21 protein-coding genes are annotated in these 23532 nt (G+C 63.0%); 17 read left to right on the forward strand and 4 right to left on the reverse strand.

The window, feature by feature from the left end:
• Positions 1-266 precede the first annotated feature (266 nt).
• The 7 genes from EOC93_RS17815 to EOC93_RS17845 all read left to right on the forward strand — a co-directional run bounded on the left by EOC93_RS17815 (position 267) and on the right by EOC93_RS17845 (position 6534).
• Complete coding sequence (locus EOC93_RS17815; RefSeq protein WP_095484496.1) at positions 267-1343, forward strand: ABC transporter permease; 1077 nt, start codon at positions 267-269, stop codon at positions 1341-1343.
• Positions 1344-1345: 2 nt separating this feature from the next.
• Positions 1346-2113, forward strand: coding sequence for an ATP-binding cassette domain-containing protein (locus tag EOC93_RS17820; RefSeq protein ID WP_095484497.1), 768 nt, complete (start codon positions 1346-1348; stop codon positions 2111-2113).
• Between the two features lie 128 nt (positions 2114-2241).
• A complete protein-coding gene (iolG, locus tag EOC93_RS17825) occupies positions 2242-3243 on the forward strand; it encodes an inositol 2-dehydrogenase (protein WP_127205267.1) in 1002 nt (333 codons plus the stop codon).
• Positions 3244-3266: 23 nt separating this feature from the next.
• Entirely contained in the window at positions 3267-4061 is a 795-nt protein-coding gene (locus EOC93_RS17830) for an SDR family oxidoreductase (RefSeq protein WP_095484499.1), read from the forward strand.
• 198 nt (positions 4062-4259) lie between these two features.
• The gene (locus tag EOC93_RS17835; RefSeq protein WP_126107278.1) at positions 4260-4526 is read left to right on the forward strand and encodes a type II toxin-antitoxin system Phd/YefM family antitoxin; all 267 of its coding nucleotides are present in this window, start codon (positions 4260-4262) and stop codon (positions 4524-4526) included.
• Positions 4523-4945, forward strand: coding sequence for a type II toxin-antitoxin system VapC family toxin (locus tag EOC93_RS17840; RefSeq protein ID WP_126104018.1), 423 nt, complete (start codon positions 4523-4525; stop codon positions 4943-4945). Before EOC93_RS17835 ends, EOC93_RS17840 begins: the two co-directional genes overlap by 4 nt.
• A 497-nt stretch (positions 4946-5442) precedes the next feature.
• Positions 5443-6534, forward strand: a complete 1092-nt coding sequence (locus tag EOC93_RS17845; RefSeq protein ID WP_126104019.1) for a 3-deoxy-7-phosphoheptulonate synthase — start codon at positions 5443-5445, stop codon at positions 6532-6534.
• 217 nt (positions 6535-6751) lie between these two features.
• Here the strand turns inward: EOC93_RS17845 and EOC93_RS17850 are convergent, their stop codons facing one another.
• Positions 6752-7861 (reverse strand): Gfo/Idh/MocA family oxidoreductase, encoded by a 1110-nt coding sequence (locus EOC93_RS17850; RefSeq protein WP_127205268.1) that lies wholly within the window; start codon positions 7859-7861, stop codon positions 6752-6754.
• 152 nt (positions 7862-8013) lie between these two features.
• On the opposite strand from EOC93_RS17850, the gene EOC93_RS17855 reads away from it, so the two are divergent.
• From EOC93_RS17855 to phnN, 9 genes are all read left to right on the forward strand, one after another.
• Positions 8014-8859 carry a MurR/RpiR family transcriptional regulator gene (locus EOC93_RS17855; protein ID WP_164547059.1) on the forward strand — a complete coding sequence of 282 codons (846 nt, stop codon included), beginning with the start codon at positions 8014-8016 and terminating at the stop codon, positions 8857-8859.
• Positions 8860-9000: 141 nt separating this feature from the next.
• Positions 9001-10935: a 5-dehydro-2-deoxygluconokinase gene (gene iolC / locus EOC93_RS17860; RefSeq protein ID WP_126104021.1), complete on the forward strand. Its 1935-nt coding sequence runs from the start codon at positions 9001-9003 to the stop codon at positions 10933-10935.
• 35 nt (positions 10936-10970) lie between these two features.
• A complete protein-coding gene (iolD, locus tag EOC93_RS17865; RefSeq protein ID WP_127205269.1) occupies positions 10971-12812 on the forward strand; it encodes a 3D-(3,5/4)-trihydroxycyclohexane-1,2-dione acylhydrolase (decyclizing) in 1842 nt (613 codons plus the stop codon).
• A gap of 44 nt (positions 12813-12856) precedes the next feature.
• A complete protein-coding gene (gene iolE, locus EOC93_RS17870; protein WP_126104023.1) occupies positions 12857-13774 on the forward strand; it encodes a myo-inosose-2 dehydratase in 918 nt (305 codons plus the stop codon).
• A 47-nt stretch (positions 13775-13821) separates the two neighbouring features.
• Positions 13822-14034, forward strand: a complete 213-nt coding sequence (locus EOC93_RS17875; protein WP_126104024.1) for a DUF3329 domain-containing protein — start codon at positions 13822-13824, stop codon at positions 14032-14034.
• 322 nt (positions 14035-14356) lie between these two features.
• The gene (iolB, locus tag EOC93_RS17880) at positions 14357-15169 is read left to right on the forward strand and encodes a 5-deoxy-glucuronate isomerase (RefSeq protein ID WP_127205270.1); all 813 of its coding nucleotides are present in this window, start codon (positions 14357-14359) and stop codon (positions 15167-15169) included.
• Between the two features lie 154 nt (positions 15170-15323).
• Complete coding sequence (locus tag EOC93_RS17885) at positions 15324-16031, forward strand: DUF1045 domain-containing protein (protein WP_127205271.1); 708 nt, start codon at positions 15324-15326, stop codon at positions 16029-16031.
• 80 nt (positions 16032-16111) lie between these two features.
• Positions 16112-17251 carry an alpha-D-ribose 1-methylphosphonate 5-triphosphate diphosphatase gene (locus EOC93_RS17890; protein WP_127205272.1) on the forward strand — a complete coding sequence of 380 codons (1140 nt, stop codon included), beginning with the start codon at positions 16112-16114 and terminating at the stop codon, positions 17249-17251.
• Positions 17248-17877: a phosphonate metabolism protein/1,5-bisphosphokinase (PRPP-forming) PhnN gene (gene phnN, locus EOC93_RS17895; RefSeq protein ID WP_164759180.1), complete on the forward strand. Its 630-nt coding sequence runs from the start codon at positions 17248-17250 to the stop codon at positions 17875-17877. Before EOC93_RS17890 ends, phnN begins: the two co-directional genes overlap by 4 nt.
• A 170-nt stretch (positions 17878-18047) precedes the next feature.
• Here the strand turns inward: phnN and EOC93_RS17905 are convergent, their stop codons facing one another.
• From EOC93_RS17905 to EOC93_RS17915, 3 genes are all read right to left on the reverse strand, one after another.
• Positions 18048-19043 carry an ABC transporter permease gene (locus tag EOC93_RS17905; protein ID WP_095484512.1) on the reverse strand — a complete coding sequence of 332 codons (996 nt, stop codon included), beginning with the start codon at positions 19041-19043 and terminating at the stop codon, positions 18048-18050.
• A gap of 45 nt (positions 19044-19088) precedes the next feature.
• Positions 19089-20633, reverse strand: a complete 1545-nt coding sequence (locus EOC93_RS17910) for a sugar ABC transporter ATP-binding protein (protein ID WP_127205279.1) — start codon at positions 20631-20633, stop codon at positions 19089-19091.
• 202 nt (positions 20634-20835) lie between these two features.
• A complete protein-coding gene (locus EOC93_RS17915) occupies positions 20836-21798 on the reverse strand; it encodes a sugar-binding protein (protein ID WP_127205274.1) in 963 nt (320 codons plus the stop codon).
• Positions 21799-22373: 575 nt separating this feature from the next.
• On the opposite strand from EOC93_RS17915, the gene EOC93_RS17920 reads away from it, so the two are divergent.
• Positions 22374-23513 (forward strand): LacI family DNA-binding transcriptional regulator, encoded by a 1140-nt coding sequence (locus EOC93_RS17920; protein ID WP_164759181.1) that lies wholly within the window; start codon positions 22374-22376, stop codon positions 23511-23513.
• Positions 23514-23532 lie beyond the last annotated feature (19 nt).

Below are 23532 nucleotides of genomic sequence, written 5' to 3' on the forward strand. Positions count from 1 at the left end.
TTCCAAGGGCGAGGCGGTCGAACAGAAGGTCTACATACCCTTCCAACTGGTCACGCCGGCGAACATCGACAAGTTCCTTAAGAAGAACTGAGGCTGCGGGATCGTTTCGATAGGGAGCGGCGCGTCAGAGCATCGGACCGTTTTGGGAAATCCGATGTTCGAAACAAGAGCATCGGGAGCTCAAAACAAAGGGACGGCGCCGCTCCTCTTTCCCTCATCGCCGTAGACAGGCGGCGGGAGGCGACTGCTGACGGAGGAAGCAAGATTTGGCACAGACAACCCATGGCGTCGGCGGGCTGAGCTATGATGCGAAGAAGCGCACATGGCCTGCCGAATTCAACGTTTTCCTGGCGCTTATCATCCTTGTCGGCGCCTTCGAGCTGATAGGCCGCGTCTTTCTTGGCGACAGCTTTCTGTTCAATACCCGCGCCAATGTCGATACGATCTTCAACGAGGCGCGCCTGCAGATCATCATCCTGCAGGTGTCGATCGTCGGCATCATCGCCATCGGCGTGACGCAGGTGATCATTTCCGGCGGCATCGACCTTTCCTCTGGTTCGATCGTCGGCGCTACGGCGATGATCGCAATGAGTTTCGCCCAGGTGGCGACGGTCAACGGCAACCCTAACCCCAAGGCGGTGTTCCTCGCGCAAGGCTGGACCGACCTGCCGGTGATCGTGCCGGTGCTGGTCGCGATCGGCTGCGGCCTGCTGGCGGGCCTGGTCAACGGCTCGTTGATCGCCTACACGCGCATTCCGCCGTTCATCGCCACGCTCGGCATGATGGTCACCGCGCGCGGCATCGCCAAATGGTGGTCCAAGGGGCAGCCGATCTCGTTTCCCACCGAGAGTTTCGCCGCCATCGGCAAGGGGCTGATGCCGGTCATCATCTTCATATCGCTGGCGATTCTGTTCCAGCTGATCCTGTCATACACCAGGTACGGCAAGCACTGTTATGCCATCGGCTCCAACGAGGACGCCGCCCGGATGTCCGGCATAAATGTCCAGAACCACAAGATCCTCGTCTTCGTCATTGCCGGCATCCTCGCCTCGCTCGCCGCCGTGGTGCTGAGCTCCAAGAACCTCACCGCTCAGGCCGGCATGGGCGTGATGTACGAGTTGGACGCCATCGCCATGGCGGTCATCGGCGGCGTCTCGCTGTCGGGCGGCCGCGGCTCGATTATCGGAACGGTGATCGGTGCGCTGATCTTCGGCGTCATCATCTCCGGCTTCACCTTCCTGCGCCTCGACGCCTACTACCAAGAGATGGTCAAGGGCGTGATCATCATCGGCGCAGTCGTTCTCGACCAGTGGCGCCAGCGCCTGCGGGCAATGAGGGCTTGATCATGTCAGACATCGTCCTGAAAACCGAAAACCTGACCAAATACTATGGCGGCGTGCATGCGCTCGAAAGCGCGAATTTCGAGCTGCGCAAGGGCGAGCATGTCGCCATCATGGGTGACAACGGCGCTGGCAAGTCGACCTTCGTGCGCCAGATCACCGCCGTCGAGCAGCGCACCAGCGGCAAGGTCTGGTTCGATGGCAAGGAAGTGAACTTCGCCGGCCCGATCGCGGCGCGCGAGGCGGGCATCGAAACGGTGTTCCAGAACCTGGCGCTTGCCGACGATCTCGACGTGCCGTCGAACCTGTTTCTCGGCCGCGAGAAGGTGCTTTTCAATCTCGGGCCTTTCTCGATCCTCGATCGCAAGTTCATGCGCAAGGCGACCGAGGCGGCGTTGATCCGCACGGCGGTCAAGATTCCCAATCTCAACAACACCATCCGCCACATGTCGGGCGGCCAGCGCCAGTGCGTGGCGATCGCCAGAACCGCGACCTTTGCGTCCAAGCTCATCATCATGGATGAGCCGACGGCAGCACTTGGCGTGCAGGAGACGATGCAGGTCGAAAACATCATCCGCACGCTGAAAGCCAATGGCGAGCCGTTGATCCTGATCAGCCACAACATGCGCCAGGTGTTCGACCTTTGCGACCGCATCGTTGTCTTCCGGCGCGGCCGCATCGTCGCCAATTTGCGCAAGCAGGACACCGACGGCAACGATATCGTCTCATATATCACCGGCGCCAAGACCGGGGAGGCGGAACTTGCGGCCTAGGGCCAATGCCGGCGCGGGTCATCGACCCGTCGCCGATCTGCCGCGATAAGAAAATCTACTGCGCCTCGCGCTGAACGGTGCAGGAAAGACGCACTTCCATTTTCGAACAATCCTCAAAGGAAATTCCCATGTCTCTCCGCTTCGCTCTTCTCGGTGCCGGCCGCATCGGCAAGGTCCACGCCCGTGCCATTGGTTCCAATCCGCAGGCCAGGCTGGTGGCAGTTGCCGATGCCTTCGAGAAGGCGGCGACGGATCTGGCGTCGGCCTATGGCGCCGAAGTACGAACCATCGAGGCCATCGAAAAAGCCGGAGATATCGACGCAGTCATCATCTGCACGCCGACCGACACCCATGCCGACTTGATCGAGCGGTTCGCCAAGGCCGGCAAGGCGATCTTCTGCGAGAAGCCGATCGACCTCGACGCCGGCAGAGTGGAAGAATGCCTTGAAGTGGTCGACAAGGCCGGAGCCACTTTGATGGTTGGCTTCAATCGCCGCTTCGATCCGCATTTCGCCGCCGTGCGCAAGGCGATCGACGACGGCGCCATCGGCACGGTCGAGATGGTGACTATCACGTCGCGCGATCCCGGCCCGCCGCCACTCGATTATATCGGCCGCTCGGGCGGCATCTTCCGCGACATGACCATCCATGATTTCGACATGGCGCGCTTCCTGCTCGGCGAGGAGCCGGTGGCCGTCAGCGCCCATGCCTCGGTGCTGGTCGACAGACAAATCGGCGAGGCCGGCGACTTCGACAGCGTCAGCGTCATCCTCGAAACCTCTTCCGGCAAGCAGTGCATCATCTCCAATTCGCGCCGCGCCACCTATGGCTACGACCAGCGCATCGAGGTGCATGGCTCGAAAGGCATGATTGCGGCCGAGAACCAGCGGCCGGTGTCGATCGAACTGGCCAATGAAAAGGGCTATACGCGCCCGCCGCTGCACGACTTCTTCATGACCCGCTACCTCGACGCCTATGCCAACGAGATCGCTGCCTTCATCGCGGCGGCGACATCAGGCAAGAAGGCGGCGCCGAGCGGCAAGGACGGGCTCGTCGCGCTGAGGCTGGCGGACGCGGCGCTGAAATCGGCGAAGGAAGGCAAGACCGTTCGCCTCGACAAGACAGTCTGACTATCAAGCACAGGAGCAAGGCGATGAACGGTTCCGCCGGTCGCAATTCAGAAACACGCGCCATCGTCACCGGCGGTGCGCAAGGCATTGGCTTCGCCGTCGCTGAGGCGCTGGCCGATGAGGGCTGCCGGGCGCTGGCGCTGGTCGGCCGCTCGCAGGAGAAGGGCGACAAGGCCGTCGCCATCCTCAAGAAGTCGGGCGTCGACGCCATCTTCATCAGCGCCGATGTTTCCAAAGTGGCCGACTGCAAGCGCGCGGTCGAAACGGCGATCGGCCATTTCGGCAGCGTCAACGCGCTGGTCAATGCCGCCGCCACCTCGGCGCGCGGTTCACTGGTCGAGACGAGTGAAGAGCTTTTCGACCAGATTTTCCAGACCAATGTGCGCGGCCCCTTCTTCCTGATGCAGGGCGTGGTGGCGCAGCTGCTCGCCCGCAAGGCGCCAGGCTCGATCGTCAATGTGCTGTCGATGTCGGCGCATTGCGGGCAATCGTTCCTGGCGCCCTATTCGTCGAGCAAGGGCGCACTGGCGACGCTGACCAAGAATGTCGCCAACGCGTACCGCAGCAACCGCATCCGTTGCAACGCCGTGCTGCCCGGCTGGATGGACACCGAGGGCGAGGCGATCGTGCAGAAGAAATGGCACGATGCGCCTGATAACTGGCTGGAAAAGGCCGAGGCGGCGCAGCCGATGGGCCAATTGGTGAAGCCGGACCAGCTTGCCCGGCTGATCAGCTATATGGTCAGCCCGCAGTCGGGCGTCATGACCGGGTCGCTGGTCGACTATGACCAGAATATTGCGGGATCGTCGCCGGAATAGGATCAGCCGAGTAGCCTCACGTCCAGAAGCAGCTCGGCACGCGTCGGCCGAGATGACCCGAGAATACCCGCGGCCGGCGTGATCGATTCGACCAAACTCACCAAGGCGCTCGGGCTGAAAAACCCCTCTCCTTCCTTGTTGCCGCCGGATCATCATTCCCATATAGTCAAGATGGTCAGAATGGTCATGGAGGACGAAATGCTGTCTGCGCCCAAAAAGGGCACCAACTGGACGGTCGCTGGGGCAAAAGCTCGGCTCTCGGAGGTTATCGAGCGCGCCCAGTCATCGCCGCAGACGATCACCAGAAACGGCAAACCAAGCGTGGTTGTCGTCTCCGCCGAGGAATGGCAGCGCAAGACCGCGCGCAAGGGTACGCTTGCGGAGTTTCTGCTGGAGTCGCCGCTGCGCGGCGCCGATCTCGACCTCGAGCGTCAGCGCGACGAACCGCGTGATCTGCCGCTGTGAGGCTCCTGCTCGATACGAATGTCCTGTCCGAGGTGACTAGGCCGGCGCCTGACCCACGCGTTTTGGACTGGCTGGACGGGCTTGATGAGGACCGCTCATTCATCAGCGTCGTGTCGATCGCCGAGATCCGGCGTGGCGTCGCCCTCATGGATGAGAGCCGGAAACGCGAGGCACTGGCCCAATGGCTCGCTCAAGACCTGCCGCAGCGCTTCGAACAGAGGGTTCTTTCGGTGGACGAACCGATTGCCTTGGCGTGGGGCGACCTGATGGGCCTGGCGAAGCGCCGCGGTCGCGGCCTGTCGTCGATGGACGGCCTGATTGCAGCCACGGCGATTGCGCAGGAGCTCACCTTGGCAACGCGTAATACGAACGATTTCGAAGGCTTTGGAATTGAACTCTTCAATCCCTGGACTGCATGAACCGCTCGGCACTGCGTGTTGGGGCTCGAAAGCGACCGATGTGTCCTCGTCATCACTTCGTCATCCACGGGCGGAGCAAGGAGCGTAGCGACGCAGCGCAGACCCGAGGATCCACGCCGTGACTTCAACGCGTTGCCGCGATGCAGAATTCTGCTCCGCTGCGCTCTTCGGCTAGCGTCACGGAATGGATCCCAGGGTCTCCGCGACGGAGCTTCGCTCCTGCTTCGCCCTAGGATGACGAAGTTCGGAAGGCTTCAGCCAATCGCGAATGGGCTGGAGTAGACCTCCTCCTCATCAGACACGTGACAATCGCCACGGCTTCGACTATATGAGCCCCATGATCAACCTGACCGCCACCTATTGGTACTTTAGGAACTCGCTGGCGGCGGGAGGATTGCGCTCGATCTGAAGATTGCAGCATCAAAATCCGAACAGCCGCCAGACCTGGCGGCTTTTTTGTTTCAGCCGGCAGGTCTCCCAATCAGGAGCAGAGAGCCGTGTTGACCACCACAGATGATCTTCGGGTCAAGGAAATAAGGGAACTGAGTACGCCGGACCAGGTGATGCGGGAGATACCGCGCACGCTGACGGCGACGCGCACCGTGACCGCGTCGCGCAACGCTATCCACGCCGTGCTGACCGGCACTGACGATCGGCTGATCGTCGTCGTCGGCCCCTGCTCGATCCACGACCCGGCCGCCGCCGTAGACTATGCCAGCCGCCTGGCATCGCTGCGCGAAAGCCTATCCGATCGGCTGGAGATCGTGATGCGCGTGTATTTCGAGAAGCCGCGCACGACGGTCGGCTGGAAAGGCCTGATCAACGATCCCGACCTGGACGGCAGCTTCAACATCGACAAAGGACTGAGGATGGCGCGCAATGTGCTCTCCGCCGTCAACAATCTCGGCCTGCCGGCAGCGACCGAATTCCTCGACATGGCCACCCCGCAATACATTGCCGACCTCGTCGCCTGGGGCGCGATCGGCGCGCGCACGACCGAGAGCCAGATCCATCGCGAACTCGCATCCGGCCTGTCCTGCCCGGTCGGCTTCAAGAACGGCACCGACGGCAATTTGCGGATCGCCGCCGAGGCGGTGAAATCCGCTGCCCAGCCGCATCATTTCTTGGCGGTGACGAAGGGCGGGCGCAGCGCCATCGCGACGACCACCGGCAACGAGGACTGCCACGTCATCCTGCGCGGCGGCATTCAGTCCAATTATGACGCGGCAAGCGTCGCCGCCGCCAGTGCGGAACTCGCCCGGATCGGTGTCGCGCCCCGGCTGATGATCGATGTCAGCCACGCCAACAGCAACAAGAAGCCAGAGAACCAACCGAAGGTAGCGGCCGACGTGGCGGGCCAAGTCGCGGCAGGCGACGAGCGCATTATCGGCGTCATGATCGAGAGCAACCTCGTTGCCGGCCGGCAGGACGTCATGCCCGGCAAGCCGCTCGTCTACGGCCAGAGCATCACCGATGGCTGCATCGACTGGGCAACCACCGAAACGGTGCTGCACGGCCTTGCCGACGCGGTCGAGCAACGCCGGTCGGCGCGACGCGCCCTGGTCGCCAGCCGCCCGGGAGCCGCTTGACGCTTTCCCCTTCTCCCTTGTGGGAGAAGGTGGATCGGCGCGAAGCGCCGAGCCGGATGAGGGGTGTTGGAAGAAACGAGACGTTAAGATATCGAATGATTTTAAGCTCTTAAGACATCAAAGTAGCGATCCGTCCAACACCCCTCATCCGACCGAGCTTCGCTCGGCCACCTTCTCCCACAACAAGGGGAGAAGGGGAATCAACGTCGGCGAATCGCTACCTAACATCCACCCAGCGCTGTTCCTCGAACGAACGCGCCATGGCGTGCACGGTGCGCTCGATCTCCAGGCCTTCGTCGAAATCGATGATCCGCGCCGGTTTGCCGGCCAGCCTGGTCAGCAGTTCCCGGCATTCGATGATCTTGAGATCGTTGAAGCCGAGACCGTGGCCGGGGGCCGGCAGGAAGGCGTCGTAAGGTCTGTGGTGCGGCGCCACCAGGATAGTTCGGTAACCCTGCTCGGTCGGCCGGTCAGCGGTGAGATAGAGCTGGAACTCGTTCATCCGCTCCTGATCGTACAGGATCGAGCCCTTCGAGCCGAAGATCTGGATGGCGATCCGGCCCTTGCGGCCCCAAGCCGAACGGTTGACCAGCAAGGTGCCGGCAATGCCGTTTTCGAGATGCATCAGCACGCTGGCGATGTCGTAGGTCTCGACCGCGCGGCGCCCGCCGGACGCGACGCGGCGATCGGCATAGGGTTTTGCCATGTCGCACATGACGCGGGCGACGTGGCCGAACAGCACCGCGACCAGCGACAGCGGATGCACGACGAAATCGTCGAGCGCGCCGTAACCGGAGGCTGCCTCGTGCTTCCAGAAGAACAGCGCCTCCGGGTCGGCCATGAAGTCCTCGTCCATCTCGATGCGCAGATGATTGACCTCGCCGATGATCTTCTCGTCGAGCAGCGCACCGATATGGCGGATCGCGGGGTTCTGGATGTAGTTGTAGCCGAGGGCTGCCACCTTGCCGGATTTTTTCGCTGCTGCCGCCATGGCTTCGGCTTCTGCGAAGCCCGGCGCCATCGGTTTTTCGCACCATAGATGCTTGCCGGCTTCGAGGATGGCGATGGCCATTTCCGGATGGAACTGGTTTGGCGTCGTCAACGAGACGATATCGACCTCGGGGTCGTTAACGACGGCGCGCCAGTCACCGGAACCCTTGGCGAAGCCGAATTCGGTGGCACGGCGCTTGGCAAGCTCCTCGTCGACCTCGCCGAGATGGACCAGCCTTGGTTTGGCCACGTCGGAAAAGACAGTGCCGACCGCGTTCCAGGCGATGGCGTGGCACTTGCCCATGAAGCCTGTGCCGATAAGACCGACTCCGACCATTCCCTTGTCTCCGCTGTCAGGAAGATTTGCGTGGATGAATTAGTCCATTTTATCCAGAAATGGAACGCATGCCTCATTTTTTATGGCCTTCTTGCACAGGCTCGCTATGATGGGGCACACAGCATCGACTGATGGGCCTAGGCGGAGCGACGATGGACGAACGGGTGCCCCGCGATTTCGAGACGCTGCGTACGACGATCCTGGAACGGCGCCATAGCCTGCCCAAGCGTATCGCGCAGATCGCCGCCTATGCGCTCGACAATCCCGACGATATTGCCTTCGGCACCGCCGCCAGCATCGCCGCCTCCGCCGGCGTTCAGCCTTCGACCCTGATCCGCTTTGCCCAGCAGCTCGGCTTCGACGGCTTCACCAGCCTGCAGCTGGTGTTTCGCGAGCGCCTGCGTGAGCGCAATTCGTCCTATGATGAAAGGCTGGCGGCATTGCGCGCCAAGGCCGAGGAAGGCGCCGGTCACCGGGCGATCTTCGACGGCTTCGTCGCCGCGGCCAGCACCTCGCTCAACGATATTTCAGGCAGGTTGAACGAAGAGCATTTCGAAGATGCTATCGCCTTGCTGGCGAAGGCGGAGACCATCTATGTGCTGGCCAAGCGCCGCTCCTATCCGGTCGCCTCCTACATCGCCTATGCGCTGGGCAAGCTCAAGATCCGCAACCAGCTGATCGAATCGGCCGCCGGACTCAACGCCGAGATGATCGGCTTTGCCTCGCCCAGGGATGCCGTCATCGCCATCAGTTTCTCACCCTATGCCCCGGCGGCCATCGAGGAGGCGCGCGTCATCTCCGAGCAAGGCGTGCCGATCGTGGCGATCACCGACAGCTCGTTCTCGCCGCTCGCCCAGTTCGCCAAGGTCTGGTTCGAGGTCGCCGAAGCCGATTTCGCCGGCTTCCGCTCGCTGTCGGCGACCATGGCGCTGGCCATGGCGCTGACCGTCGCGGTTGGCGAGAAGCGGCGCGATACCGGCCGCAAGCGCAAGGCCTAGGCGGCCATCGCGTCAGCACTTTTCAGCAAAGGAACGCGCGTTCCATATTGACTATGGATTGGAATTATTATTTCATATTGCCGGCGCCACGCTGCCGCTCGCGCGTGTACCCCAAGACAACAAGGCCGATGGGAGGTTCGAATGGGCGAAGCCGTGGACGCGAAACATGCGCCGCTCGATGTTATCACCATCGGTCGCGCCTCCGTCGACCTCTACGGCCAGCAGATCGGCTCCCGCCTGGAGGACATCACCTCCTTTGCCAAGTCGGTCGGCGGCTGTCCGGCCAACATTTCGGTCGGCACGGCGAGGCTCGGCTTGCGCTCGGCGCTGCTCACCCGCGTCGGCAACGAGCAGATGGGCCGCTTCATCCGCGAGCAGCTGACACGCGAGGGCGTCTCCGTCGACGGCCTCAAGACCGACCCCGACCGGCTGACCGCGCTGGTGCTGTTGTCGGTCGAGGAGGAAGGCGTCTCGCCGATGATTTTCTATCGCAGCGACTGCGCCGACATGGCACTTTCGGAAGACGATATCGACGAAGCGTTCATCGCTTCGGCGCGTGCCATCGTCGTCACCGGCACGCATTTTTCGCGGCCCAACAGCGATGCCGCGCAGCGCAAGGCGATCCGCACTATCAAGGCCAAGGGCGGCAAGGTGGTGTTCGACATCGACTATCGGCCCAATCTCTGGGGCCTTGCCGGCCATGCCGAAGGGTTCGAACGCTACGTGAAATCCGACCGGGTCTCCGCCCAGCTGAAGACGGTGCTGCCCGATTGCGACCTGATCGTCGGCACCGAAGAAGAGATCATGATCGCCTCCGGCGCCGACGATTGCCTGAGCGCGTTGAAGACGATCCGCTCGCTGTCCAAGGCGACCATCGTCTTGAAGCGCGGCGCCATGGGCTGCATCGTCTATGACGGGCCGATCAGCGACGATCTCGAAGACGGCATTGTCGGCAAGGGCTTTCCGATCGAGGTCTACAATGTGCTCGGTGCCGGCGATGCCTTCATGTCGGGCTTCCTGCGCGGCTGGCTCGGCGAGGAAAGCCTTGAGACGGCGGCCACCTGGGCCAATGCCTGCGGCGCCTTCGCGGTGTCGCGGCTGCTCTGCGCTCCGGAATACCCGACCTTCGAGGAATTGCAGTTCTTCCTGAAGAACGGCAGCAGGCACTTGGCGCTGCGCAAGGACGAGGCGATCAACCATGTCCATTGGGCGACGACGCGCAGGCGCGACATTCCCTCGCTGATGGCGCTGGCCTGCGACCACCGTATCCAGCTTGACGATGTCGCCGCGAAAGCCGGTGCCGACCCATCGCGCATCCATGATTTCAAGGTGCTGACGGTCAAGGCGGCGGCAAGGGTTGCCGCCGGCCGTGCCGGCTACGGCATGCTGCTCGACGAGAAATACGGCCGCGAGGCGATGTTCGAATTCGCCCGCCATTCCTTCGCCTGGCTCGGCCGGCCGGTCGAGCTGCCGGGATCGCGGCCGCTTCGTTTCGAATTCTCGCAGGACATCGGCTCGCAATTGATCGAGTGGCCGGTCGACCATTGCATCAAGTGCCTATGCTTCTATCACCCCGACGACCCGGAGACGCTGAAAACCGAGCAGCAGCAGAAGCTCAAAAGCCTGTTCGAGGCCGCGCGGAAAGTGGGCAGGGAACTTCTCATCGAGATCATTGCCGGCAAGCACGGCAAGCTCGACGACACGACGATCCCGCGCGCGCTCGAGGAACTCTACGCGCTTGGCATCAAGCCTGACTGGTGGAAGCTCGAACCGCAGGCTTCAGCCGGGGCTTGGGCAAAGATCGAGGCGGTGATCCTGAAGAACGACCCATGGTGCCGCGGGATTGTGCTGCTCGGCCTGGAAGCGCCACAGGACGAATTGGAAGCGGCCTTCGCTGCCACCGCCAAGGCGCCCATCGTCAAGGGCTTCGCCGTCGGTCGCACCATCTTCATCAACGCTGCCGAACAATGGCTTGCCGGCAAGATGTCGGATGAGGAGGCGGTGGCCGACATGGCGTCGCGCTTCGAGAGACTGACCGAGGCATGGCTTGCCGCGCGCGGCCGCAAAGCAGCATAAGAAGGCGCGGCATAAGGACTGCGGAGGAAAACAAGATGACCAAGACAATCCGCCTGACGATGGCGCAGGCGCTGACCCGCTTTCTTGCTCGCCAGATGACCGAGATCGACGGCAAGAAAATGCCGATCTTCGGCGGTGTCTGGGCGATCTTCGGCCATGGCAATGTCGCCGGCGTCGGCGAGGCGCTCTATCAGATGCGCGACGAATTGCCGACCTTCCGCGCCCATAACGAGCAGGCGATGGCGCATGCGGCGATCGCCTATGCCAAGGCCAATTTTCGCCGCCGCTTCATGGCGGCGACCAGCTCGATCGGCCCCGGCGCGCTCAACATGGTGACGGCGGCGGCACTCGCGCATGTAAACAGGTTGCCCGTCCTGTTTCTCCCCGGCGACGTCTTCGCCAATCGCATCCCCGACCCCGTCCTGCAGCAGGCAGAGGATTTCTCCGACGGCACCGCGACGGTCAATGACTGCTTTCGGCCGGTGTCACGCTATTTCGACCGCATCACCCGGCCCGAGCAGATCATCCCGGCGCTGAACCGTGCCATGCAGGTGCTCACCGATCCGGCTGAATGCGGACCGGTGACGCTGGCGCTCTGCCAGGACGTGCAGGCCGAGGCTTATGATTACCCCGAGAGCTTCTTTGCCGAACGGGTCTGGCATCAGCGACGGCCGCGTCCGGACCGCCAGGAGCTGGCGGCCGCGGTGGCAGCGCTGAAGGGGGCGACTAAGCCATTGGTGATTGCCGGCGGTGGCGTGCTCTATTCGCAGGCGTCGGGTAAATTGGCGAAGCTGGTGCAAGGCGCCGGTATCCCTGTCTGTGAGACGCAGGGCGGCAAATCCTCGCTGCCGGACGATCATCCGCTCAACATGGCGGCGGTCGGCGTCACCGGCACTTCGGCTGCCAACCGGCTGGCGGAAGAAGCCGACGTCGTGCTTGCCGTCGGCACCAGGCTGCAGGATTTCACCACCGGTTCGTGGGCGCTGTTCAAGAATTCCGGCAAAACCATCATCGGCCTCAACGTCCAGCCTTTCGATGCGGGAAAGCACCAGGCGCTGCCGCTCGTCACCGATGCCGCGGAAGGGCTCGCCGAGCTCGGTGCGGCGCTGAAGGGCTGGAAGGCGCCTCCTGCCTGGACCGACAATGCGGCCAGGGGCAAGAAGGATTGGCAGGCCGATGCCGACAAGGTGACGGCGTCGACCAATGCCGCCTATCCCTCCGACGCGCAGGTGATCGGTGCCGTGCAGCGCGCCATGGGCGCCGGTGTGACGCTGCTTCATGCCGCCGGCGGCCTGCCCGGCGAATTGCACAAGCTCTGGCAGGCGGGGGCGCCCGGCTCCTACCATGCCGAATACGGCTTCTCGACCATGGGTTACGAGATCGCAGGCGGGCTTGGCGTCAAAATGGCCAAGCCCGACGAGGAGGTCGTCGTGATGATTGGCGATGGCTCCTATCTGATGCTCAATTCCGAGATCGCAACGTCTGTCATGCTCGGCCTCAAGCTGACCATCGTGCTGCTCGACAACCGAGGCTATGGCTGCATCAACCGGCTGCAGATGGCGACCGGCGGCGCCAACTTCAACAATCTCTTGAAGGACGCACGCCACGAGGTTCTGCCTGATATCGACTTCGCCGCGCATGCCGCGAGCCTTGGTGCGATCGCCGAGAAAGTCTCGTCGATCGCCGGGCTGGAAACGGCGCTGGCGCAAGCGAAGAAGAATACCAGGACCACTGTGGTTGTCATCGACACCGACCCGCTGGTCTCGACCGAAGCCGGTGGAAGCTGGTGGGATGTCGCCGTGCCGGAAGTCTCGGTGCGCCCGCAAGTGAACGCGGCGCGCAAGAAATACGAGGAAGCGCTGAGCGGGCGGCCTTAAGCCGTCCGTGAAGCTGATCCTAAGGCCTGAACTGGAGTAACGACTTGAGAGCCAAACTGGGCATGTCCCCCATTGCATGGTGGAACGACGATCTTGCGGAACTCAGCGATGATGTGTCGCTGGAGGAATGCCTGGCGCAGTCGCGCTCGGCAGGCTTCACCGGCATGGAAATGGGCCGCCGTTTTCCCAGCGATCCGGAGATCATGCTGCCGATCCTGAAAGAGGCCGACGTCACGCTTTGCGGCGGCTGGTTCTCCGGCACGCTGGTCGACGAAGACATGGCCAGGAATAAGGATCGCATCCAGCCGATGATCGATCTGTTCAAGGCAGTGAACGCGCCCTGCATCGTCTATGGCGAGGTCGGCCGCTCCATCCAGGGTGATCGCTCGAAGCCGCTCGCCACCAAGCCCAAGCTTTCGGACGACGAGATGAAAGCCTATGCGAGGCGCCTCACCGAGTTCGGCGAATGGTGCGCCGAGCAAGGCATGCCACTCTCCTACCACCATCATATGGCGGCGGTCGTCGAGACCGAGCCCGAACTCGATGCCTTCATGCGGTACTCGGGCGAAGGCATTCCCTTGCTGCTCGATGCGGGCCACCTGGCTTTTGCCGGCGGTGACGTGCTGCGCGCCATCGACAATCATCACCGGCGCATCAACCACGTGCATGTGAAGGACGTGCGCATGGGGGTGATCGAGAAACTCGACCGCCAGAAGCAATCCTTCCTCGATGCCGTGGCGCTCGGCGCCTTCACGGTCCCGGGAGATGGCTCGCTGGATTTTGGCGCCATTGTGGAAAGGCTGGCGAACTACGGCTATGAAGGCTGGTTCGTGGTCGAGGCCGAGCAGGACCCCAGAAAAAATCCGCCGCTCAAGATGGCGCAAGTCGGCTACAAGGAATTGATGCGGGTGATGACGGCCGCAGGCTACACGGTTGAAACACAGGGCTTCCCCAATGCTTGAATGCACTATTCCCGGCAAATGGCTGATCCGATGCGGGGGTTGATCCGATGAAGGACTCTGAGCATCCGTTCTTCCGGCCCCTGTGGCGGCGCGTTGCCATCGTCGCGGTCTGCCTGGTGTGGGCCGTGGTCGAGTTTGCCACCGGCGCACCATTCTGGGGCACGATCGCGCTCGGCTTCACCGGCTATGCCGTGTGGCAGTTCTTCTATCTCTACAAGCCGGCCGACGAGGCGAAGCCTCCGGTCGAGCCGAAGGAATAAAGCAGTCCATGGCGCTCAAGGCTTACGGGTCGGGCACTGCGCCCATGACGGATCGCCTGCGTTGAAGATTTAGCTGAAACGCCTCTCGCTTCGTCATCCTGGGGCGGAGCAAGGAGCGAAGCGACGCGGCGCAGACCCCAGGATCCATGCCGTGACATCAAAACGGCCGCTACGGTGCAGAATTCCGTTCCGCTGCGCTCTTGGACTGAGGTTACGGCATGGATCCTAGGGTCTTCGCGACGGAGCTTCGCTCCTGCTACGCCCTAGGATGACGAAGTTGGGGCTTCGGCCAATCTCGAAGATTTGCGATAGGAGAGACACAATGTCGAAACTGCTCATCAAAGCCGAGAAGGGCCATGGCCGCGTCGCCCATGTGACGCCGCAAAGCGCCGGCTGGACCTATGTCGGTTTCGATCTGCATCGATTGCGGCCAGGCGAAACGGCCTCTGAGCAAACCGCGGATCGCGAAGTCTGCCTGGTATTCGTCACCGGCAAGGGCCAGGCCAAGGCCGGCGGCAAGGATCTCGGCCTGCTCGGCGAACGCATGTCGCCCTTCGAGGGCAAGCCGTGGTCAGTCTATGTGCCGCAGGGCTCTGACTGGTCGGTGACCGCCGACACCGATGTCGAACTCGCGGTCTGCTCGGCGCCTGGGCTTGGCGGCGGCCTGCCGGTCCGCGTCATTGCGCCGAAGGAACTCGGCCAGGAGGTTCGCGGCAAGGGCACCAACACGCGCTATGTCACCAACATCCTGCCGGAAGGCAAGCCGGCCGATTCCTTGCTGGTGGTCGAGGTCATCACGCCCGGCGGCCACACCTCGAGCTACCCGCCGCACAAGCATGACCAGGACAATCTGCCGGCCGAATCCTATCTCGAGGAGACCTACTATCACCGGCTCAACCCGCCACAGGGCTTCGCCTTCCAGCGCGTCTACACGGATGCCGACAGGAATGGCGCTCGTTCGCTCGATGAGGCGATGGCGATCGAGGACGGCGACGTCGTGCTGGTGCCAAAGGGCTATCATCCTTGTGCCGCCTGCCATGGCTACGACCTCTATTACCTCAACGTCATGGCCGGGCCGAAGCGGACGTGGAAGTTCCACAACGCGCCTGAGCACGAATGGCTGATGAAGAGCTGATCGCGCGGCTCTTCCGGGTTGGCAAACTGGCCCAAAGCGAAAAAATCGTCGGCTAATGACCCGCCTGAGCAACTTTGTTATCAGGAGCGATCATCAGCTTCGTCATTTCGTCATGCAAATCGCCTATGGCAGCGGGTGTTGACGAGGAACTTCGATGCGCTACGCGATCTATTTCACCCCCCGCCAGGACGAACCGCTGGCGCGGATCGCCGCCAATTGGCTCGGCCGCGACCCATTCGGCGCCGCCACAAGGCCTGTCGAGGCCGTGGGCGAGCTGTCGGCGGCGGAAGTCGCCTTCCATACCGCTTCGGCGCGCCGCTACGGCTTCCATGCGACGCTGAAGGCGCCCTTCCGGCTAGCCCCGAACGAGACGGAAGCCTCGCTTCGCGCGGCGCTCGACGATTTTGCCGAGGCGACGCCGGTGGTGACCATCCCACGGCTGGTCGTCATCCAGATCGACGGCTTCTTCGCACTGGTGCCGGAAGGACCACTGCCGGCGCTCAATCGCTTCGCCGATGACGTGGTGCGCGACTTCGACCGTTTTCGCGCGCCGCTGAGCGAGGCGGAAATCGAGCGGCGCAGCCCCGATTCGCTGAAGCCGGCTGAATTCCGCAATCTCTGCCAGTGGGGCTACCCCTATGTCTTCGAGACCTTTCGTTTCCATATGACGCTGTCCGGCCGAGCCTCGCCACAGGAAAGCCCTCGTCTTCGCTTAGCAATCGACAGCCTGTTTGCGCAGGTCCTGCAAAAGCCGGTGCCGGTGGACGCGCTGACCCTATTTGTCGAAACCGAACCTGGCGCCCCGTTCATGGTGCTTTCCCATCACGCGCTCGGGCGCCGCCCGGCTAGAAAAACTGCCTGAAATGACTATTTGTTTTAACCGCGTTTGTGCGACGCCAATCGATTCCAATTGGCTGCAAAATGCTCCAAGGACTGCCTGAAATGACCGCCGAGACCGTTCTCAACAACGCCCGCATCGTGCTTGCCGACGAGATCGTCGAAGGATCGATCGTGCTGCGCGACGGCTTGATCACCGGGATCGATGCCGGTGCCGGCCGGACCGGCGAGGACATGGGCGGCGATTTCATCATCCCCGGACTGGTCGAGCTTCACACCGACCACCTCGAAGGCCATTACGCGCCGCGGCCGAAGGTGCGCTGGAACCCGATCGCCGCGGTGCTCGCTCACGACGCGCAGGTCGCGACCGCCGGCATCACCACCGTGCTCGATGCCTTGCGCGTCGGCATGGACGACGATGCCGACATGAATTCGGCCGACATGCGCAAGCTGGCCGATGCGATCGAGGACAGCGTCCAGCAGGACCGGCTGCGGGCCGATCATTTCATCCATCTGCGCTGCGAGGTTTCGGCGCCGGATTGCCTCGCAGCCTTCGCCCATTTCGACGGCGATGACAGGATCAAGCTGGCGTCGCTGATGGACCATGCGCCGGGACAGCGCCAGTTCGTCGACTTGGAAACCTATGCCTATTACTACCAGCGCAAGCTGAAGCTGACGGATCGCGAATTCCAGCAATTTTGCGAGAAGCGGATGGCGGAATCGGCGACGAATTCCGGGCCGAACCGCGCCTTTATCGCCGCCGCCTGCCATCAGCGCGGCATCGTGCTCGCCAGCCATGACGACGCCACGACAGGTCATGTCGACCAAGCGATCGAGCAGGGTGTCCGCGTCGCCGAGTTCCCGACCACCGAGGAGGCGGCACGGGCTTCCAAAGAGGCAGGGCTTGGCGTGCTGATGGGCGCGCCCAACGTCATGCGCGGCGCCTCGCATTCTGGAAACGTTTCAGCCCGCACACTCGCCGGCGACGGGCTGCTCGACATACTGTCGTCCGACTACATTCCCTTCAGCCTGATCCAGTCGGCCTTTTTTCTCGGCGACGTGGTCGACGGCATTTCCCTGCCTCAGGCGGTGGCGATGGTCTCGAAGAACCCGGCCGAGGCAGTCGGCCTCACCGACCGTGGCGTCATTGAGCAGGGCCGGCGCGCCGATCTGGTGCGTGTACGTCTCGACGACCATGTCCCGGTCGTCCGCACGGTCTGGCGGCAGGGACGCCGGGTCGCATGATGGCGTCGGCGTTGATCGAGCGTGAGTTGTCGGCCGCCGCGTTTCCGATCCGCGACGGTGTCTTTGTCGCCGTTGTCGGGCCGAGCGGCGCTGGCAAGGACACGGTGATCGGCTATGCCCGCACCCGCTTCGCTGACGAGACAAGGCTGGAGTTCGTGCGCCGGGTCATCACCCGGCCGAGCGACACGACAAGCGAGGATCACGACACGCTGGCCGATGCGGCCTTTGTCGAGGCCGAGGCGGATGGCGCCTTCGCCATCTCCTGGGAGGCGCATGGCTTGCGCTACGGCCTCCCGGCTGAAGTCGACTGGTCGGTCGCCAATGGACGCGTCGCCATTGCCAATGTCTCCCGCGCCATTATCCCGGTTCTACGCGAGCGTTACGCAAATCTCGCCATCGTCGAGATCACCGCTTCACCGGAAATCCTGGCCGAGCGATTGGCCATGCGCGGCCGCGAGTCGCGCGGCGAGGTGCTGGCGCGCCTGGCGCGCAGCGCCAATGTGGCGCTGTCCGGGCCAGGCGTCACCTCGATCGACAACAGCGGCCCACGCGAGGCAGCCGGCGAGCGCTTCGCCGATGTGCTTCGCAAGGCGATGGCCTTCTCCGACATGTCGGGCCTGATCTAGGCTGCCCCTTACCTTCTCCCCTTGTTGTGGGAGAAGGTGGCCGCGAAGCGGTCGGATGAGGGGTGCTCCAGCTTGGCATCGCCAGCGATCCGTCCAACACCCCTCTTCCGTCTCGGCGCTACGCGCCGATCCACCTTCTCCCACAAGGGGAGAAGGACGAGGCGGTGCAACTATTCCGCGGCGGCACCTGCCGCGCCCTTGCGGGCTGCCCCCAGCATCAGTCGCCGCTCCCGGAACACACCCCATTGCTGGTCGACCAGCACGCCGATGAGGATCACCCCGCCCATCACCGCGAAGTTGAGCGAGGAGGGGATGCCGAGCAGGTTGACGAGGTTTTGCAGCTCCTGCAGCAAGACCGTGCCGAGGATGACGCCGATCAGCGAGCCCTCGCCGCCGCGCAGCGAGAAGCCGCCGAGCACGGCTGCGGCAATGGCGTAGAGTTCGTAGAACTGACCGTGGCTCGCCGGCGAGATCGAGCGCGTGTACATGGCGAAGTAGATCGCCGACAGCGCCGTCAGCACACCGCAGATGACATAGGCGGCGATGACGACGCGACCGGTGCGGATGCCCGAATATTTCGCCGCCTCCTCGTTTTTGCCGATGGCATAGAGGTAGCGCCCGAACACCGAGCGGTGCAGCACCACCCACGTCACGATTGCGATGACGATCAGCGCGATGAAGCTGTTTGGCACGCCGTAGGATCGCCCCGCTGTCAGGAACTCGAGCTCCGGAAAGTTCTGTCCGAAGGCGAAGCCGGCGGTGCCGTCGGCTGTGTAGAATCGCGCCACGCCGCGGTAGATCAGCAGGCCGCAGAGCGTCACCACGAAAGGCTGCAATTTGAGCCGCGTGATCAGCCAGCCATGTGCCAGCCCGATGAGGCCGCCGAGCACGAGGATCAGCGGCAGCGCCACCGGCCATGCCATGCCGCGCGTCGCGATGAAATCGACGAACAGGACGCCGAGCAGCGCGACCACCGAGCCGACCGACAGTTCGATGCCGCCGGTGATGATGACGAAGGCCTGGCCGATCGCCAGGATGCCGAACAGCCCGATCAGGTTCGAGGTGTTGGCGAGGTTGATCGGCAGCAGGAAGCGCGGATTGATGATCGCCACCACCGCTCCCACCACAAGGATCAGGATCAGCAGGCCGAGATCTTTCTTGCTCATCGTCTTCTCCCAATGCCTGCCTAGAACCCGCGCCAAAACAAAAAGCTATTTCGGCTGTTTGCCAACCGCCAACAGCAGCACGTTTTCCTGGCTGAACTGTTCCTTGTCGAGAATGCCTGAGATCTGGCCCTCATGCATGACGGCGATGCGGTCGGAGACACCGATAACCTCCTCCATGTCGCTCGATATCATCAGCACGGCGACGCCGGCATCGGCCAGCGCCCGCATCAGACCATAGATTTCGGCCTTGGCGCCGATATCGATGCCGCGTGTCGGCTCATCGAGGATCATCACCTTGGGGTTCATGGCCAGCCATTTGGCCAGCACCACCTTTTGCTGGTTGCCGCCGGACAGCGTGCCGGTGCGCGTCGCCACCGAGGGCGCCTTGATGCCGAGATTGCGTTTCTGCTTCTCGGCGGTGACGGCTTCGGCGCCGGCCGAGACCAGGAACCGCCGGGCATGCGCCGGCAGATTGGGGAGCGAAATATTCTGGGCAATCGACAGGTCGAGCAGGATGCCGGTCAGCTTGCGGTCTTCCGGGACGAGGAAGATACCGCTGGCCACCGCGTCCGCAGCCGAACCAAGAACCAGATCTGTTCCATCAAGCTGAAGCGCACCGCCAAGTGCCTTCTCAATACCGAAAAGCACGCGCGCCAGCTCGGTGCGGCCGGAGCCGACAAGACCAGCCAGGCCGAGGATTTCGCCATGCCTGACGCCGAGATCGACCGGCCGGTCGGGATAGGCGCTTGTGCGAATAGCCTTGGCCGACAAGGCGACCGTGCCGGGCGGTCGCGCCGATTCTGCGGCCTTCTCCCTCTCCTTCAGCAAGCGTCCGATCATCAGCTTGACCATCTGGTCGTGATTGATGGCGTTCTTCGGCAGCGTGCCGGCAAGCATGCCGTCCCTCAGCACGACGACGCGATCGGCGACCCGCTCGACCTCGTGAAGGCGGTGCGAGATAAAGATGACGCTGATGCCCTCCGCCTTCAGCGCCCTGATGACATCGAGCAGCTTGTCGGTTTCGGCAAGGGGCAGGCTCGATGTCGGCTCGTCGAGGATGACCAGCCGCGCGTCGATCGACAGCGCCTTGGCGATTTCGACCATCTGCTGCTGGGCAAGCGACAGGGCCGATACCGGCGTGTCGGCCGAGAAATTGGCGCCCACGCGTTTGAGCAGCGGCGCCGACAACGCGCGCAGCCTGGCGCGGTCGACCAGCTTGAGCGGGCCGGCGCGCAACGGCTCACGGCCGAAAAAAATGTTGGCGGCAACGTCGAGGTTTTCGAACAGGTTGAGTTCCTGGTGGACGAAGGCGATGCCGGAACCGATGCTGGCTTCGACCGTCAGCCCGTCATGGGCGACGCCGTCGACGATAATCGTGCCGGTGTCGGGGGTGGTCACGCCGCCGAGTATCTTCATCAGCGTCGACTTGCCGGCGCCGTTTTCGCCGACGAGGCCGATGACCTCGCCGGGCCTGACGTCCATCGAAAACCCGTCCAGCGCAACCACGCCGGGGTAGGTCTTGCGCACGTCCTCGAGACTGAGGAACGGGGCAATCGTGGATGCGCTGATGGATGCGTCGGAATAATTCATCATGCCTGACAGCAGCCGGTGGGCCACAGACTGGCGGGCCTGGCGAGGCCCGTCAACAACAGCGTGGCGCTGCCCCTCACCCTTACCCTCTCCCCGTGAAGAACGGGGAGAGGGGGATCGCCAGCGCTGGAGCTTGTCGCTTCTCCCCGTTGTTCACCGGAGAAGGCGCCGGCAGGCGGATGAGGGGCAGCGCCAACGCCGATTATTTACCCGCCATTGTCTTCAGATTGGCGGCATAGGCGTCGACGTCGTCCTTGCCGATGATCTTGGTCGGCACGATGATCAGCCCGTCGGCGGGAACGCCCGATTTGTCGCCCTTGAGATAGGCGGCCATCAGCTTCATGCCCTGGTAGGCCCATTCGAAGGGCTGCTGCACAACGGTGGCGGCAACGGTGCCTTCCTTGACGCCGCCCAGCGTGATCGGATCGTCGTCGAAGCCGACGACCGTGATCTGGCCGAGCTTGCCGGCGTCGCGCAGCGCTTCATAGATGCGCGGCGTGTTGTAGGAGTAGAAGCCGACCATGCAGGTGACGTCGGGGCTGGCGACCAGCGCGTCCTCGACGTTCTTCTTGGCGCGGGCCTGGTCGATGTCGTCGCCACGAACGTCGATCAGCTCGATCTTGCTGCCGGCGAGCCCTTCCTTCATGCCTTCGATGCGCTCCTTGGCATTGTCGGCACCGAGCAGGCCGACGAAACCGAGGCATTTGCCGCCGTCAGGCATCGCCTTCTTGGCGATCTCTGCCGCCTGCTTGCCGGCGTCGATATTGGACGAGCCGATATAGGCGACCCGCTTGGTCTGCGGCGCATCGCTGTCGGTGGTGAACAGCGCCGTCTCCGAGGCGATCTTGTTCAGCCCGTCGGTCGAGGTCTTGGGGTCGACTGCCGAAACCATGATGGCCTTGACGCCGGCCGTCACCAGATCGTCCATCAGCCGTTGCTGGATGGCGACCGACGACTGCTCCGGATATTTGAGCTGCAGATCGTAGTCAGGCAATTCGCCCTGCGCCTTCTTGACGCCGGCTTCGGCTGCCTTCCAGAAATCGGAAGCGCCGTTGACGACGAAGGCCAGCGTCGGTTTGTCCTGGGCGCGTGCATTTGCCGTGATGGACAGGCCGAGAGCCAAAGCCGCGGCGGCGACGGACGCATTTCGTATTACAGATTTCATGTTCAACCTCCCGTTTGATTCAGTCATTTTCGCTGATCTGAACTTTGTCGAATGCGGCTTGGACGCCCTCCTCCTCAAGGGGTGCTGGCAGCGAAAGAACGGCGCCATTCCAGCCGCGATTTTGGACTTTAGAGACTCATTGGCTGCTCGTATAGTCGGATTTGTCTGACATTTCTGTAATTGCGTGGCGTTGCTTTGCCGGTCCAAGAGCCGCGGATGCCGCGCCACACGCCTGCTTCCCGTCATGCCCGTTCGACCCCGGGCCGGCATGACAAATTGACTTTAAAACGCTTACGACTATTAGTAAATAGTATTAGTCTTCTGCTTGGAACCTGGTGTCGCTGACGAAATGGCTGCCTGCCGCATGGCGCGAGAAGTGAGGAATCCGCCCTTCAAGACCGCGTGTATCTCACATTGCTCTCTTCGCGCTGATAGCCATTCGGTTGCCAGGAATGGTAATAATGATTAATCGAGTGCTTGTTTTATAAACGCGAAGCACCGGGCCGTGCTGCCGTATTTAACGACGTCCAAGGCGACCTCTGATCAGCCAGGCCGGGAATTTGGAACACAATGCCATGAACGAACCGACGGATCTGCGTGATCCTGCGCCTGAGGTCTCCAAGCCCCGAAAGGCTCCTGCGAAAAACCCCAAGGGTCGCGTCACCATGACGGACATCGCCAGGGCCGCCGGCTGCTCGCAGGCGACGGTTTCGTTCGTGCTCAACAACACGCCGGGCATAAGGCTGTCGCAGCAGACCCGCGAACGGGTGATCGAGGCCGCGCGGGGTCTCGGCTATGCGCCGCCAGCCTTCTCTGCTCTTCGCGGCCCTGTTGCCTCGTTCGAGGGGCTGGACGGGGTGATCGGCTTCGCGGTCGATCAACTGGCGACCAGCCCCGAAGCGGTCGTCGCCATCGAAGGTGCGCGCCAAGCCTCGTGGAATGCCGGCAATGTCGTGCTGGTCGCGCAGACTTTGGGTGATTCCGTCATGGAGCCGTGCGCCATTGCGGCACTGACCAAGCGAGGCATTTCGGCGCTGATCTATATGACCATCTTCACGCGCGAGATCGTCGCGCCCGACTATCTCTATGGCCTCGACATCCCGGTCATCCTGCTCAATTGCTACACTGCCGACTACGCCTTTCCCGCCGTGGTGCCGAGCGAGATCGCCGGCGGCCAGAGCTCCACCCGCCACCTGATCAGCCATGGCCACCGCCGCATCGCCACCATCACCGGCGAGCCCTGGATGCAGGCGGCACAGGACCGGCTGAAGGGCTACCGCCGGGCGCTGGCGACGGCCGACATCCCGTTCGATGCGGATCTGGTGGTCGAGGGCGACTGGTCGGCGAGCGCCGGCTACGCGGCGACTGTTAAGCTTCTGGCACTCAAGGACCGCCCAACCGCCATCTTCTGCCAGAACGACCGCACCGCGATCGGCTGCTACGAGGCGCTCAAGGAAGCCGGCTTGCACATTCCCAGGGATATTTCGGTCGTCGGCTATGACGACGAGGAAATCGCCCGCCATCTGTTCCCGCCTTTGACGACGTCGATCCTGCCGCATATGGCGATGGGGCAATGGGCGATCGAGCAATTGGAAGTTCCCGCACCGCCCGGCCGCGGCCGCTACCCCATCACCAAGCTTGAATGCCCGCTGGTCGAGCGGGAATCGGTCAGTGCTGTGGCGCCCGCGCGCTCAAACGGTCCGACAACCAGCTGAGCATGGACCAAACCACTTC

Origin of the sequence: Mesorhizobium sp. M6A.T.Ce.TU.002.03.1.1, assembly GCF_003997275.1 — a bacterium.
GTDB classification, from domain to species: Bacteria; Pseudomonadota; Alphaproteobacteria; order Rhizobiales; family Rhizobiaceae; genus Mesorhizobium; species Mesorhizobium mediterraneum.

Coding starts and splice junctions, on each gene's coding strand:
- phnN (WP_164759180.1), top strand. CDS start 17,248: ATGATGGCGTCGGCGTTGATCGAGCGTGAGTTGTCGGCCGCCGCGTTT.
- iolC (WP_126104021.1), top strand. CDS start 9,001: ATGGGCGAAGCCGTGGACGCGAAACATGCGCCGCTCGATGTTATCACC.
- EOC93_RS17855 (WP_164547059.1), top strand. CDS start 8,014: ATGGACGAACGGGTGCCCCGCGATTTCGAGACGCTGCGTACGACGATC.
- EOC93_RS17875 (WP_126104024.1), top strand. CDS start 13,822: ATGAAGGACTCTGAGCATCCGTTCTTCCGGCCCCTGTGGCGGCGCGTT.
- iolD (WP_127205269.1), top strand. CDS start 10,971: ATGACCAAGACAATCCGCCTGACGATGGCGCAGGCGCTGACCCGCTTT.
- iolG (WP_127205267.1), top strand. CDS start 2,242: ATGTCTCTCCGCTTCGCTCTTCTCGGTGCCGGCCGCATCGGCAAGGTC.
- EOC93_RS17920 (WP_164759181.1), top strand. CDS start 22,374: ATGAACGAACCGACGGATCTGCGTGATCCTGCGCCTGAGGTCTCCAAG.
- EOC93_RS17850 (WP_127205268.1), bottom strand. CDS start 7,861: ATGGTCGGAGTCGGTCTTATCGGCACAGGCTTCATGGGCAAGTGCCAC.
- EOC93_RS17820 (WP_095484497.1), top strand. CDS start 1,346: ATGTCAGACATCGTCCTGAAAACCGAAAACCTGACCAAATACTATGGC.
- EOC93_RS17830 (WP_095484499.1), top strand. CDS start 3,267: ATGAACGGTTCCGCCGGTCGCAATTCAGAAACACGCGCCATCGTCACC.
- EOC93_RS17885 (WP_127205271.1), top strand. CDS start 15,324: ATGCGCTACGCGATCTATTTCACCCCCCGCCAGGACGAACCGCTGGCG.
- EOC93_RS17905 (WP_095484512.1), bottom strand. CDS start 19,043: ATGAGCAAGAAAGATCTCGGCCTGCTGATCCTGATCCTTGTGGTGGGA.
- EOC93_RS17890 (WP_127205272.1), top strand. CDS start 16,112: ATGACCGCCGAGACCGTTCTCAACAACGCCCGCATCGTGCTTGCCGAC.
- iolB (WP_127205270.1), top strand. CDS start 14,357: ATGTCGAAACTGCTCATCAAAGCCGAGAAGGGCCATGGCCGCGTCGCC.
- EOC93_RS17915 (WP_127205274.1), bottom strand. CDS start 21,798: ATGAAATCTGTAATACGAAATGCGTCCGTCGCCGCCGCGGCTTTGGCT.
- EOC93_RS17910 (WP_127205279.1), bottom strand. CDS start 20,633: ATGAATTATTCCGACGCATCCATCAGCGCATCCACGATTGCCCCGTTC.
- EOC93_RS17835 (WP_126107278.1), top strand. CDS start 4,260: ATGCTGTCTGCGCCCAAAAAGGGCACCAACTGGACGGTCGCTGGGGCA.